The sequence below is a fragment of the Agromyces molybdatiresistens genome, from assembly GCF_052748445.2.
Genome location: NZ_CM188258.1, coordinates 3744546 through 3758145, shown reverse-complemented (window position 1 = coordinate 3758145; position 13600 = coordinate 3744546). Strand labels below are relative to the sequence as shown.

Below are 13600 nucleotides of genomic sequence, written 5' to 3'. Positions count from 1 at the left end.
CGCGCTCGCGTTGACGTCCGCCGGGCCTGCGAATGCCTATTATCAAAGCGCCTGGAAGACGCTGAATTGTACGACTACCACGCAAGCGTCGGTGTATTCGGAAGCCAACACCACCGGCTGGCATAGGTACAGCGGCACCACGTACTCCGGCACGATCTACGTGGGAGGAGGCGCACAGAGGACGTACGGATACACTCAGAACGGTCAGTGGCAGCATGGGTTCGAAGGCAACCAGGGGTGGGGTACGGCGAGTTGCGTCCGGATTTGACTGCCCCGACTGCCTTGAGTCGGGAGCATGCTGGCGGTCGAGATTCATACTGAGCGCGAAGAGACCTGGGAGATCGGTGCCAAGCGTGGCGGATTCGAAGAAGGTTGTTAGTTATGGGCTTCGGCCCGCGATTTTGGCCGCGGCTGCCTGCGGGGTCATGGCCCTGTCAGGCTGCGCGGGCGTTTACAGCGGAGACGTCGAGCCTTCTGTTGAGCCTACGGCGCTCATCGCAATGGACCCCGCCCTAATTGAGGAGATCCAAGTCGGTATCGAAAGGCATGAGCAACTGTTTCGGGATGTCGTCGCCTGTGTAGAAGCCGAGGGTTGGGATGTCACGGTGTTGGGCAATCAGACGTTCACCATCGAGGGCGTCTCTCCCGAGCAGCAGCCGTTGGCGGACAACGCGTACCGAACTTGCTCCGAAGAAACTGGATGGAGCAGGTCATCGGCAATAGATCGTGACGCTCTCGCTAAACTGTATGGTTATGAGCTAAAGACTCTCGATTGCCTTGAGTCGCTTGGCTGGACTGTCTCCGAGCCCCCTTCGCTCGAGGTCTATGTGGAGCGGTTCAGCACGTCGAATTCTTGGAGCGCGTACTCAGAGATTCGCGATCAAATGACCGAGTCAGAAGTCCAGGGCAATGAAGAAGTACCCAGCTGGGACGTGGTCAATGCAACTTGTCCGCAGCCTATCCACTGGGCAGACTTGAACTGACGACCACGCAATGCTGAGGAATTCCGAGATTCGGGCGAAGCATTCGATACGAGACCACTCGTAGCTGTGATGCGGCTCAGAAACAAGATCAGGCGTAAGCAGCTCGCGCGTGGGGATGCCGTGTCGGGCGCCCGATCTGAACGAAACGGGAAACTCTGGTCACTGGATCCTAATCCTGGCTGCCCGGTCCAACGGGATGACATCTACACCTCGTCCGAGTCAGTGGGAAGCTCCTGGGCCTGGTCGGTCTCTCGGTGTGGGAATCAACGATACTGCGCGCGAGTCCCGTCAGTCGGGCGCGTTGAAGTGACGAGTGCTGCTGCAAAGGGGGTGTGAGGAATGTCTGAACGCGGCGCCTCTCAAGTTGCAGGGTGGCTCAAGTGGCTGCTGGCTGGCGGGCTCCTGGTGGTACCATGCCTGCTCGCCGCTTGGGCTGGTGCGGCCGTGCTTGCGCCCCCCAGGGATGTCCCGGCGCCAGCGGACTTCACCTATGTGGCGTTGTCAAACGGGGAAGTCGGGTCCTCGATCACGCTGAACGCGGTGGCGATGTGGGAGAAGGTCCCAGCTGGCGCGAATCGTGCTGCGGGAGTGGTGACTGGCGTGAATGTCGCACCGGGAGATGTGGTGTCGCCGGGCTCCGTGCTGTTCGAGTTAGATCTGCGGCCGGTGGTCGTGGCTGAGGGTGCGGTACCTGCGTTCCGTATGCTCGCACAGGGTGCTGAGGGTGCGGACGTTGCACAGTTGCAGCGCCTCCTCGCCGAGCTCGGGTTCTACGGCGGCGAGCAAGATGGTGGATTCGGGACCGCCACCGCAGGTGCGGTCCGCGATTGGCAGGAATCTCTCGGAGTGGAGAATGACGGTATTGTCCAGCCGGGAGATATCGTGTTCGTACCATCCTTGCCTAACCGGGTCGCTCTGGATCCGGCGCAGGTGTTTCGTGGTGCGACTCTGGCCGGTGGCGAGCTCGTCGTGTCGGTCCTCGGTTCTGAACCGTCGTTCCGGATTCCAGCCACGACCCAGCAGGCGGCGATGATGCCGCTGGGCACCCGCGTAGAGATCATGATCGAGGATCAGGTGTGGATGGCATCGGTCGCCGGCCAGAAGGTGGCGAGCGAGAGTTCCGACCAGATCGACGTGTTCCTGACGGGTGAGGATGACGGTTCGATCTGTGACACGCAGTGCGAACTGGTGCCTATCGAGGGTGAGAGTCTCCTCCTCACGCGGATCATCACACAGCAGACCGTGTCCGGCCTTGTTGCGCCATCCGCTGCACTACTAACCGATGCGGATGGCTCGGTGTCAGTGATCGACGACGCCGGAGTGTCGCACCCCGTCGATGTGATTGCATCCTCGCAGGGGATGTCGGTAATCGACGGCGCCACAACCGGGATGCGGGTCCGCGTTCCCGCTTCCGCACAAGGGGCAGGATGAGCGTCGCTCGGTTGGAGGCGCGCAATGTCCGGTTCCGGTACGAACCGGACAGGCCGCTCCTCGAAGAGTGGTCGGCGGCCTTTCATGCCGGGGAGGTCGTGGCGGTCACGGGACCGTCAGGGAGGGGCAAGTCGACGCTGCTGTACCTTCTCGGGCTGATGCTGCGCCCTCACGCCGGCGAGATCTTCCTGGATGGTGAAGCGTTCCACATCCGGTCCGACCGTGATCGCGCTGCGGCTCGCGCCAAGGCATACGGGTTCGTGTTCCAGGATGCTGCGCTCGACCAATCCCGGACCGTGCTGGATAACATCCTCGAAACCACACTCTACCGAGGCGATGACCGGAAGGCGCTGGCCGGCCGCGCCCGAGCGCTGATGGAGCGGTTCGGGGTGGCACTGCGACAGGACGCCAAGCCGGGACAGGTGTCCGGCGGGCAGGCGCAGCGGATAGCGCTGTGCCGGGCGCTGCTCGGGGACCCCAACGTGCTGCTGGCTGACGAGCCGACCGGAAACCTCGACCCCGCCTCGTCCGACATCGTCGTCCAGGCGCTGCATGAGCAGGCGTCGCGCGGCGCGGCGGTCGTCGTGGTCACCCATGATCCTGCGCTCGTGGCGCGATGCGACCGCCGGCTCGAGTTGTGATGCGAATCACACTTCAACGCGTCGTGGCCGTCTTGCGTGAGGCTGTGACCGCTGCGATCGCTGCGCCCGTGGCCTCGGTGGTCGTGGTCGTGATGATCGCCGGGATGTGCGCCGCAGTGCTGCTGACTTCCGGCCGAACAGTTGGAGCAGAGCAGGCAGTGATCGGCTCGATCGACTCCAAGGGAACCCGCTCGATCGTCGTCCGCGCCGATCCGGCAGCCGGTCTGGACTCGAGCGTGCTCGACCGAGTCCGACACATTGGGGGGATCGAATGGGCCGGCGCATTCGGAATCGCGACCGACGTGCAGAACGCCGCGTTCCCCGGCGGTATCCGCGTGCCGCTCCGCAAGGCGTGGAGCGACGACTGGACTCCGTTCCGGCTCCCAGTCCCGCTCTCGACCGGTGGTGAAATTGCCTACGGGTCGAATCTCGCGCTCGAGCAGCTTGGGATGGCCGAGCCAGTCGGCAAGATTCGATCCACCGATGGTCTCGTCCTCGGAGTCGCGGCTCGCGCCGTCGTCCCCGAGCACTTGCGGTTTCTCGAACCCGTCCTGATCGCCCCCGCACCGGAAGGCGAGCCGGCACCGGTGTCGGTGCTGGTCGTGATTGCTGACCGGCCCGACCTTGTCGCCCCTGTTGCGCTCGCCGTTACCAGCGTGCTCGCCGTGGACGACCCCACCAAGGTCGACGTGCAGACGAGTGAGGATCTCGCCAAACTCCGGGCGCTTATCGAGGGCCAGCTCGGGAGCTTCGGACGCGGCTTGACGCTAGGAATCCTCGCCCTGACCTCGGTCCTGGCAGCCGCAATCCTCCACGCGCTCGTCATGCTCAGACGGAAAGACTTCGGCCGGCGCCGAGCCCTCGGCGCGAGCCAACGACTGATCATTCTGCTGCTCGTGGTCCAGGTCGGAGTGCTCGGGGCGGTCGGCGCTGCCGTCGGCATTGGAGTCGCGCTCATCGTTCTCGCAGCGGGAGGCGATCCACTCCCCGGACCCGATTACATCGCTGGCTTGGGAATCCTGGCGGTGCTGGTTGGCGCGCTGGCAAGCGTAGTTCCCGCCGTCATCGCCGCCCGCCGCGAGCCCATCGTCGAACTCAGAGTGCCCTAGCGGCGGGGAGTACGCGGTGCACCGACCAGTCTGCGCGCCGGTTCACATCAGCAGTATCGTTTGGCGTATTGTCCGGAACCTCTCATCGCGGAGGCTAGATTTCGCCCAGCCGCGATGCCTTCCGTAATGCGTCGGTTCGCGACTTGGCTCCGAGCTTCGTGAAGATGTTCGTGTTGTGACGCTTCACCGTCCCGACTGAGATCGACAAAGACCGGCTGATCGCGTCGTTCGACATGCCCTGCTCGATCAGACGTATCACTTCGCGTTCACGGGGAGAAAGCAGCGATCCGAGGGGCATTCTGTCTGGGGCGTGCTCGCGCGCTCCACTTGTGTGGTGTATTGCGGCGATCAGTTCGCTTGAGGGAGCCGATTTCGAGATGAATCCGGCGGCTCCTGCCAAACGGACGTGATTCGAAAGGATCCGGTCGCGGTGCATAGTCACGATCAAGATCCGAGTGCTCGCAGCCTCGGCCCGCACCCGCGAGATCGTGGACAGTAGCGGAATGCCGGGCATCTCGACGTCGAGCAGCAACACGTCGGGTTGTAAGTTGATGGTCAATGCGGACGCGTCGTCATGGGTTGCCGCCTCACCGATCACCCGCACCCCAGACGACGCTGCGAGCATTGCCCTCAGCCCGTCCCGGAATAACTCATGGTCGTCCGCGATCACGACAGTGACGGATCCAGTTGCCGTCATGATGTCCCCTGACGGACGAACGGTAGTGTGAGCTGGATGCCTGTTGCGCCGGCGGCGTTGAGAAACTCGACCGTCGCCCCGATCGCGCCGGCACGCTCCGCGATGCCACGCAGACCCAACGATGTCGAGGCTCGCGGGCCGTCGTCATAGCCGCGTCCGTCGTCGGTAACCGTCACCTCGAGGGTCGTCGCCGACCACTCGAGTCGCGCACTCACAGACGTCGCCTGCCGAGCGTGCGTTCGGGAGTTGCGGGTCGCTTCTGTGACAATCGTGAACAGCTCCTCGCGGGCGAGGTGAGTGAGGGGCCTCACGGGGCCGACCTGCGTAACGTGGATCGGTAGGGTGTCACGGCCACCGGTGGCGTAGGCATAGTCCTCAAGCGCCTCGGCGAGTTCGCTTTCTCCAACCTTGGCTCTGAGGTCGATGGCGATGTCCTGCGTGTCGAGAAGGGCGTCGCGAAGGATGCTAATCGCCTGCGCGATCTCCTCGTTGGGCTGGCGCAATTCGACAGCTTCCAGCCGTTGCAGGCCAGCTGCAATGCCATGCGCAATCCTGTCGTGTAATTCACGAGACAGACGGACCCGAGCCTCGCGATGCGACGATTGCAGCTGGCTCCTCAGAACCTCAACGTAGGCGATCGCACCGGGTGGGAACCGACGCCAGATCGCGTGATGCAGCGCCCGCGCCACGTCCAGATCCCGCCGGGCACCGTAGGAGACTGCGACCGCATCAGCGACGTGGGGCAACGCGACACCGAACAGGACCTCGGCAGCCATCAGCGGCTCTGATGGATCGATATCTAACGCAGCTGAGCGCCGTCCGTGTGTGCTCAGATCCTCGAGCTCAGCGTACTCGACGGAGACCAGCGGAGATTCGGCGCCACCTGCCAGCACAGACATAGTCTCTGCGATGATGGATCGCGTCTGCGCCTCGAGCCCGCCATCGAGTGCTTCCGCGGTTACCAACGCACTTCCCCGCTCCGTGAGCCGCCGGTGCAGCTCGTCAATCACCGCAGCGGCGACCGCGAGTTCCTCTGCCGTCATACGTTGCATGCCTCCCATAGGTCGCTCGTCGGCGTTCGTGGCATCTTCACCCGAACACTCGGCAGGCCGGGCGTTCGAGCAGCGGGCCGATCGTGCGTCCGTAGGACGCTACCCGGAGTCGGTTTGGGTTCGATACGACCTCCGCTACATCGTCGCATCGAAGATCGGGCGGCGGGCGGCGCCGATCGGCGCAAATCCTACCAAGGTCGTATTCGGGATGGCGCATCAGTGCGGCAATGATGACTTGGTAGCAGGCTTGAAGGAGTCGAGATGCACGCAGACATCCGCCGCGGAACGATCACCCGCCGAGCTGTACTCGCGTCGATCGCCAGCTCAGCCCTGGCGGTGGGGTTCGATTGGTCGGCCGCCAATGCGACTGAATTCAGCGAGGTCGACCAATGGGTTCTGCCCCGGCTGCGAACAACCTCTACCTTCTTCACGGATAACTTCCGCAGGTTGGTTCGGTGGGATATCGCTTCGACTGTCCGCCTCAACGCACTCCGAAGCTCGCCGCGACATCGAACACAAAGAGCGAGCGAGGCAACTGCCTGAGTCGGGTCTTCCGGACTCTAATCGCTTCAGCGCTTTGCACGCCATCAAACGTCCTATAGGTAGGAAGCCCACTCACTATGCCCATTACACGGCGCCAACTGATTATCACGGCGGTAGCGGCTGTGCCGACGCTCGGTTCGCTCAGCCATGTGACCACTTACCCAGAACGGAACACCGATGACGGCGGCGCTATTCGGTTGACCGACGGCGAGATGCGAAACACACCGTTCTTCAATAGTGAATTCACAGTGCATCAGGACCTGCGTGTCCCCTATCTCCTGCAGATCACCGCCGATCCGCCAGCCACAGATCTGAGCCTGGAGCTCAGCTATGACGGAGCGCTCTTTGAGCTTAATGACGAGCTCGTTGCGCTAAGCGGATCGGAGGTGGTCCGAGCGCCGCTGGCGATAACCAGCGATGAGACGGGAAGGGACGGACTCGGAACCGCCAAGTTGCCGTTCGACGAATCGTGGACCACCCTGACACTTCTCCTCCCCCTCATGCGGAAGAAGCTCTACCCGGGCGAGAACGTCGGCGACGCCTACCCAGTTTCTATGACAATGACCGCTAACACGGGGGCAACTGCTGAAACCATCTGGGAGCCCGTAGTGACAGAAGCAAACACTGCGCCGTGGGGCCTGGTGCTGAGCCCGAGTTGGCGATCAGTTGAAGGCGGTTCTGAGAAGACGGACTACCGCTACACGTCTGCGCTTCGATGCCTCAGCGTTGGGCCTGGCGCAGTTCCGGCGGGAACCTCCATCGCCATCCATGGTGACCGCCGAATTCTCAAGTCGATGGCTGTTTCGACTGTCGCGGTGGATGGCGTCGTTCAGGAGGACGCCTTCTCCACAAGGGAGGCGGCAGCAGACGGAAGCCGATCTATCGCGCTGGTGACGCTGAACAACGACGTTCCGTCCGGCGCCAACCTCGATGTCGAGCTCGTCATTGACAGCATCCCCTTGCCCATTACGCCGGATGGCCTTCAGTTCGCCGGCGCACGTGTGATCCCTCCACCCCTGGATCTGAGTCGGCCGCAGAGGATCACCGGTGCCGAAGCTGTGAGGGACCTAACCACCTCAGGTCAGCCTCGAACCGCACCCACCCTCAAGCAAAGCAACGCAAGGAAGTAAGGAATCGACCTTGGACATCTGGGTTCAGAATTCGCAGTTCTGGATGAACTCAACTTACGCGAACGTTGAGGGATTCATTCCTGCCCCCACCGACGGCATTACCGGTTGGGATACGATGTTCGCGCTGACGCGTGCGCTCCAGCACGAACTCGGCATCACGTCCCTCTCCGACAACTTCGGACCTACGACTCTATCGAGGCTCACGAACAACGTCGGCAGCGTCGGCGCCATGACTGCAAATACGAACATCGTGGCGATCATGCAGTGCGCAATGTGGTGCAAAGGATACTGGGGAGGCACTGACTTCGGAACATTCACTTCCGAAGTGGGCGCCGATATCGGATCCATGCGGGCAAATATGGGATTGAGCACGGGCGCAACCGTTACTCCCAAGATGTTCAAGAGCCTTCTCACCATGGACGCCTACACGTTGATCGGGAATGGCACGCCAGAAGTGCGGGCGATCCAGCAATGGCTCAACTCGAAGTACCTAAGCCGAGCCGACTTCTTCCTTGTTCCGTGTGACGGGAACTTCTCACGAGACGTGCAGCGCGGCCTGATGCTGGCGATTCAGTACGAGATCGGAATGCCCGATGGCACAGCCAACGGGAACTTCGGACCAGGCACCAAGCAAGGCATTCGTGACCAGGCACACCTGGTCGTCGGTTCGACCGACAGCGGAAAGGCGTTCGTCCGCCTGTTCCAAGCGGCGCTCACCTTCAACAGCTATGCCACCGCGTTCGATGGAGTGTTCTCCTCCCAAACGCGCACAACAACGCAACAGTTCCAGAGCTTTGCGGCCTTGACTGCCAACGGAGAGGCAGACTTCCAGACCTGGGCTTCCCTGCTCGTGAGCACCGGAGATGTAGACCGGCCGGGACGCGCCGCAGACTGCATCACCACAATCAACACCGTCCGCGCCCAGACCCTCACCTCCAGCGGCTACGAAATCGTCGGCCGGTACCTGACCAATTACCCAGGACCCAACCCAACCAACAAGAAGATTCAGCCCGGCGAGTTGCAGACGATATTCGCGAACGGGCTTCGGGTGTTTCCCATCTTCCAGCAGGGCGGCGATGCGGTCGAGTATTTCAGTGAGGACCAGGGGTACGAATCCGGATTGACTGCCTACGCGGCCGCTCTGAGCTATGGATTCCTACCCGGTACGCGATATACTTCGCGGTCGATTTTGACGCCGTGGAGGAAGAAGCCTGGGCAATGGTGGTCCCATACTTCCAAGGTGTCAATAACGCGCTCTTCGACGCAGGGGGTGAATACAGCGCCGGCATCTACTCTGCTCGAAACACTTGCTCGATTGTCAGCGGCGAGGGGCTCGCGCAACTGAGCTTTGTCAGCGACATGTCTACTGGCTATAGCGGCAACCTCGGTTTCACGCTCCCCACCAACTGGGCCTTTGATCAGATCTTGGAGTACTCGATCGGCAGCGGCTCCGGCGCTATCAACATCGACAAGAGCGTCACGTCAGGCCGGGACCAAGGTCAATCAACCCTACGCAGCCCATCCACGTTCGCGACGTACATCCAATGGCTCTACAATCACGCTCTCGCGTACAAGGACACACACCCCGGAACGACTTACTCAGCGAACGACCTGGTACTTCAGTACCTGCGTCAACCCACCTACGCAGGCGTCAACTGGGAGAATGCGGCTGGCCCCATCCTCACCTTCTGGGTCGAGTACATCGATCAGCAGCCTACCCAGCGCATCTTCGGCTTCGTCAGCCCAAGAACCGGACGGTACATTCATGTCAGCCACTTCGCCGCAGCGCTCCATGGCATGATCCACCAGAATGGATGGCCCGCCGACGAGGGCACCGTTGGCATCGGTGACATGACCGGATGGGCAGGTGATCTCGTGCAAAGCTTCGGCGATTGGATCGTCGCGAAGCGAGCTGACCCATCCCTTTCGGACTCATACGCTTTCGGAAGGACCTGGATCGCCCGCAAGGGCGGACATAGCGATCACGACTTCGATGAGGACGTTGATGCCGCAATCATCGCTGCCGCGTCACTCGCGAACCCAAGCGCACCAGTATCCGACGTCATCAACGCCTCCTACGCGCAACCTGACGACTACGGCGCGTGGTACACCCGGTTCCTACAGACACGCTTTGGTGGCAGCACAACGACGGCATATGATGCTGCCCTCGACACGTTCGACTCCTTGGACCCCGGCGTCGTCGCCTACCGCGAAGGTGTGCTCGGTTCATACCTCGGAGTCCAGCCACGGCCCTGGGAGTTCACCCCGGCGGACCTCGCAAATCTGGCCCAAGCATGGACAGACATACTCTCAGCAAAGATCGCGGGAACCGAGTGAAGCTGATCCGCTCACAACCCTCGTGGCGAGCGCGCCCGTCTGGAGGGTAAGTAGGTGACCGTCATCCCGTGTTAGACAGCTGGACTCCTTCGACGACGCCCTGGATCGTCGCACTACTCGCCCTGTGCGCGGCGGTCACCGTTGCCGTTCTCCGCAGCAGCGACAAGAGGCTCCGCATCGGGTTCGGCATCACTGCGACGATCGTCGGAGTCCTCGGCGCATTCACATGGCCGTCTCTCGCTGCACGCGCCATCAATCCGCGAACAGTCGATCTGGTACGGCTCTGCGGTGACGCGATCGGACGCGAGCACATTACAGATCTGAAGGTGCGAACAAGCACCTTCCCTCCCGCGATACTTTGTTTCCCGAGCGGATGGCAGAGCGAACCCATCGTGGCCACGCCCGCTCAAACGGGGACCCTCACTGTAATCTTGGTCGGCCTCTTGGCCTGCATCCTTGTCGGCGTCATCTGCCTGATCAGGAGAGCGGACAACCGGACTGATATCACGCCTTCCCGATGACGCTGCGGCGCGACTCAAGCGAGCCAACGGCTACTTTGAACGGGTCATCCCAACCAGGTGAAGCGCCCCGGGTCTCTTGTGGAGGCTCGGTTATCGGGTGTAGTCGGGGTCGGAAGCCTCCGGCTTCGAGCAGCGATCTGGTATATAGCGGTGGCGCGGGCGCTTGCATCCTCCACTTCGTCCACCTCACGGTGGCGGGCGACGGCTTCGCGGAATGGCGTCACCTTGGATTCGACCAGTGGTTCCGTCTCGGCGTTCCGGCCTCCGGCGCCGCTCGGTTCGACAACCTGGCCGATGCTTTCGACTTCACCGGATACCTGAAGTAGCTCACGCTTCCCCGCGCAACGCGACCGGTGATGCGCAACTACACGGTGCGCGAGTTCCGGCCCGACGACCTCGAGATGGACATCGACTTCGTTGTGCACGGCGATGAGGGCGCCGCCGGTCCGTGGGTGGGCACGCAGCCGCTCGGCGCGCGCGTCGGCCTCGTCGACCAGTGTTGTGGTTGGCGTCACTCACTCGGATGGCGCAGAGCGAGTGCTCCTCGCCGGGGACGAGAGCGCGCTGCCGGCCATGGCCGGCATCCTGCGCGACCTTCCGCGCAATGCGCGCGGCACCGCGCTCATCGAGGTCTCTGACGTCGATGACCGGAAGGATGTCGCGGCGCCCGACGGTGTCGACGTGCACTGGATCGTCCGTGGCCCCGGCGAGCGGGCCGGGGAGTGCGGGCTGGTGCAACCTGCGCGACCTGCCTCGCCCCGAGGCATCCGTCACGGCCTTCGCCGCGGGCGAGTCGAAGCTCGCCACCGGGGCGCGCCGCCGCCTCGTGAACGAGTGGGGCGTGCCGAAGGCCGACGTGACGTTCTGCGGATACTGGCGCGCGTGGTAGCGGCGCGTTCGCGCGTTGCGAGCTCGATCCTCGGTCGTGCGCGTCCGGGCGGCGATCAACCATGCGGGCCTCACGGAACACGACGCACAGCGCCGTGCTCACCCGTCCTTGGCCGCTTCGTTGTTCGGAACTGCGGGAACATCCGAGGCGACCACCGCGCCCGAGGGAAGCTGCCGTTCCGAGATCGGCGGTTCTTCGCGGCAGTCGTCATCGTGTGTGGTCGGTTCTACACGACGCTTGACGCGATGTCTGATCGGTCGAGCAGATCGACGCCGATGTGCTTGGCCAGCTCGGTGATCACCGGGTTCACGCCTGGTCGCTCGCCGAAGGGTCGATCGACGGAGTTGAGCGCGGTTCGCTCACGAAAACAAACTGAATCGAATACCGTGAGTTAACCGTGACTGGACGAAGCAAACCAAACTCACGGACGTCGGTATCGATGAAGAAAAAGCTCGCTGATCAGGCAAAATTCACGAAGAGCCGATGACGGGAATCGAACCCGCGCTGTCTGCTTGGGAAGCAGAAGATATCCAGTAGTGATTCACTGGGCTTCACTCGGGCTCACGAGCCCCGGAATAACGGGGAAGTGTGAACTCGAGTGAAGCAACGTGATGCCGACTTTGTGACTATTAAGTGACTACGAGCGCCTCCGGCCGGTTATAAGAGGCAGCGGGAACCGGCCTCGATGCAGGGTAGCAATCGAGGTGACTTCACCGCGCATCTACACAGACGGGCATCTGCACGCCGTTGTTGCGTGCGGGGTGCGAGCATCACCGAGCGACGGAGTGAATGAGCCGGTATCGAGGCAGTGGAGCCGCGAAGCGATCGACGACGCCCGACCGGAGATCTTCGAAGCTCCATGGTGGTATCGCCGGGGCTGGGGACCAGTGCGAGAGTCGCGTGCCTTGAGAGAAGACAATCGTCGTACGTTATGGAGGTGAACTCGTGTCCATGGTCAGGCGCGCAGCTGAAGAAGCTGGGGCGCCACATTCGCGACGGCACGGTTCCGCCTGACGGGCTCCCCGAGTATGACGACGTCATGGTGTGGTACAACGAGGCGGCCGCTGAGGTCCAGAGTGAGATCCTCAGGCTCGACTGGGAACCGCTCTTGGATACTCGACCGTTCGAAGTGACGTCTCGGCCGAAGACCATAGACACGCTCCGACAGAAGCTGCAACGGGATCACGCCACTCCCTTGCCTAGCATCCAGGACATTGCCGGCGTTCGGTTCGAGGCCGAGATGTCCCTCGACGAACAGGATGCCGTCGTGAATGCGATCGCAGGCAGGTTCGGCCACGATGAAAGCGCCATCAAGGACCTGCGAGTCAGTCCGCACTCGGGGTACCGTGCGGTGCACATCTGGCTGAGACTCGACGCGCGGGTCGAAGTGCAGGTTCGCACCCATCTCCAAGGCATGTGGGCGAACATGTATGAGTCGGCGGCTGACCATTTTGGACGAGGGATCCGCTACGACGAGCTCCCCAACGACCCGGATGAGCGCAAGATCGTCGAGCGACTTCGCGAGTTGTCGACCGCTGACATCGCTCAGCTGGAGCAGGACCGAAACGAGAGCGCGCGTCTGCGGATGGCTGCCGAAGAACGAGGGCTTCCCGGACATCCAAGCCCTCGCGCCGCCGCGATCATGTCTAGACTAAGGAAACTCGACGCTAGGGAAGTTAGTACAGAGCAGCGCATGCAGGAGATGCTCACGCAGCTCCATGATGTCTTCACGGCGGCGAGAAGGAACGGAGGGAGCTGAGTTGCCAGGCTTTGTCATTGAGTACAACCGCCGCAACGCGGACCGTAGGGTCACCTCGTTTCCTGGCCCTTACGGACACCGAGACGCACTGAGGCGTCGACTCGAGCTCGAGAAGCAGCGCACCGATGACGATTGGGAGATTGCTTCACTGAATAGTGATTCCCTAGAGACCGTGATGAAGACTCACAAGCGGTATTTCGAAGGCACCGAGCTGAACGCAAGCTGACGCCGGCGAGTCGGCACCCTCGCCGCATGCGCATGCGCTTGCGCCGAAGGCCCACATCTCGTGATGGACCTCGTTCCGACGGCGCTCGGCGAATCCGCAGAGTTGTTCCCAATCCCCCTCAGACTCGGTTCTGACTACGAGGCGGATGGACGCGTTCCGTCAGACCGGGTTCTGGCGGGACCATCAGCCGGTCGGTTCATCCGCCGGGTCGGGGAGGTAGTCGGTGATGTCGATGGATTGTGTGGCTGGGAGCGAGGTGGCGGCGGGGTCGATGTGTTGCGT

Annotated in this window: 10 protein-coding genes, 1 tRNA gene and 3 pseudogenes; 11 read left to right on the top strand and 3 right to left on the bottom strand. The window is 62.4% G+C overall.

Annotated features, from left to right (window positions below):
- The first annotated feature begins 353 nt into the window (after positions 1-353).
- The 4 genes from ACULK2_RS17410 to ACULK2_RS17395 all read left to right on the top strand — a co-directional run bounded on the left by ACULK2_RS17410 (position 354) and on the right by ACULK2_RS17395 (position 4164).
- Entirely contained in the window at positions 354-983 is a 630-nt protein-coding gene (locus ACULK2_RS17410; protein WP_445967881.1) for a hypothetical protein, read from the top strand.
- 339 nt (positions 984-1322) lie between these two features.
- Positions 1323-2414 (top strand): peptidoglycan-binding domain-containing protein, encoded by a 1092-nt coding sequence (locus ACULK2_RS17405; protein ID WP_445967882.1) that lies wholly within the window; start codon positions 1323-1325, stop codon positions 2412-2414.
- Entirely contained in the window at positions 2411-3055 is a 645-nt protein-coding gene (locus ACULK2_RS17400) for an ABC transporter ATP-binding protein (RefSeq protein WP_445967883.1), read from the top strand. Before ACULK2_RS17405 ends, ACULK2_RS17400 begins: the two co-directional genes overlap by 4 nt.
- Positions 3056-3099: 44 nt before the next feature.
- A complete protein-coding gene (locus ACULK2_RS17395; RefSeq protein ID WP_445967884.1) occupies positions 3100-4164 on the top strand; it encodes an ABC transporter permease in 1065 nt (354 codons plus the stop codon).
- 94 nt (positions 4165-4258) lie between these two features.
- On the opposite strand, the gene ACULK2_RS17390 is transcribed toward ACULK2_RS17395, so the two are convergent.
- Together ACULK2_RS17390 and ACULK2_RS17385 are read right to left on the bottom strand one after the other, a co-directional pair.
- A complete protein-coding gene (locus tag ACULK2_RS17390; protein WP_445967885.1) occupies positions 4259-4861 on the bottom strand; it encodes a response regulator in 603 nt (200 codons plus the stop codon).
- Positions 4858-5904, bottom strand: a complete 1047-nt coding sequence (locus ACULK2_RS17385) for a sensor histidine kinase (RefSeq protein WP_445967886.1) — start codon at positions 5902-5904, stop codon at positions 4858-4860. Before ACULK2_RS17385 ends, ACULK2_RS17390 begins: the two co-directional genes overlap by 4 nt.
- Positions 5905-6605: 701 nt before the next feature.
- Between ACULK2_RS17385 and ACULK2_RS17380 the strand changes: the two genes are divergently transcribed.
- From ACULK2_RS17380 to ACULK2_RS17355, 6 genes and pseudogenes are all read left to right on the top strand, one after another.
- Positions 6606-7586: a hypothetical protein gene (locus tag ACULK2_RS17380; RefSeq protein ID WP_445967887.1), complete on the top strand. Its 981-nt coding sequence runs from the start codon at positions 6606-6608 to the stop codon at positions 7584-7586.
- A gap of 43 nt (positions 7587-7629) precedes the next feature.
- Positions 7630-8999, top strand: a pseudogene (locus ACULK2_RS17375) (glycoside hydrolase domain-containing protein); the annotation flags it as partial.
- A 384-nt stretch (positions 9000-9383) separates the two neighbouring features.
- A complete protein-coding gene (locus ACULK2_RS17370; protein WP_501045002.1) occupies positions 9384-9923 on the top strand; it encodes a hypothetical protein in 540 nt (179 codons plus the stop codon).
- Positions 9924-10800: 877 nt separating this feature from the next.
- A pseudogene (locus ACULK2_RS17365) lies at positions 10801-10875 on the top strand (siderophore-interacting protein); the annotation flags it as partial.
- A pseudogene (locus tag ACULK2_RS17360) lies at positions 10874-11101 on the top strand (SIP domain-containing protein); the annotation flags it as partial. The pseudogenes ACULK2_RS17365 and ACULK2_RS17360, both read left to right, overlap by 2 nt.
- A 40-nt stretch (positions 11102-11141) precedes the next feature.
- Positions 11142-11333, top strand: a complete 192-nt coding sequence (locus tag ACULK2_RS17355) for an SIP domain-containing protein (RefSeq protein WP_445967888.1) — start codon at positions 11142-11144, stop codon at positions 11331-11333.
- A 478-nt stretch (positions 11334-11811) separates the two neighbouring features.
- Here ACULK2_RS17355 and ACULK2_RS17350 read toward each other — a convergent pair.
- Positions 11812-11883 (bottom strand) — tRNA-Gly (locus ACULK2_RS17350).
- Positions 11884-12372: 489 nt separating this feature from the next.
- On the opposite strand from ACULK2_RS17350, the gene ACULK2_RS17345 reads away from it, so the two are divergent.
- The gene (locus ACULK2_RS17345) at positions 12373-13092 is read left to right on the top strand and encodes a RelA/SpoT-related domain-containing protein (RefSeq protein WP_445967889.1); all 720 of its coding nucleotides are present in this window, start codon (positions 12373-12375) and stop codon (positions 13090-13092) included.
- The last annotated feature ends 508 nt before the right edge of the window (positions 13093-13600 follow it).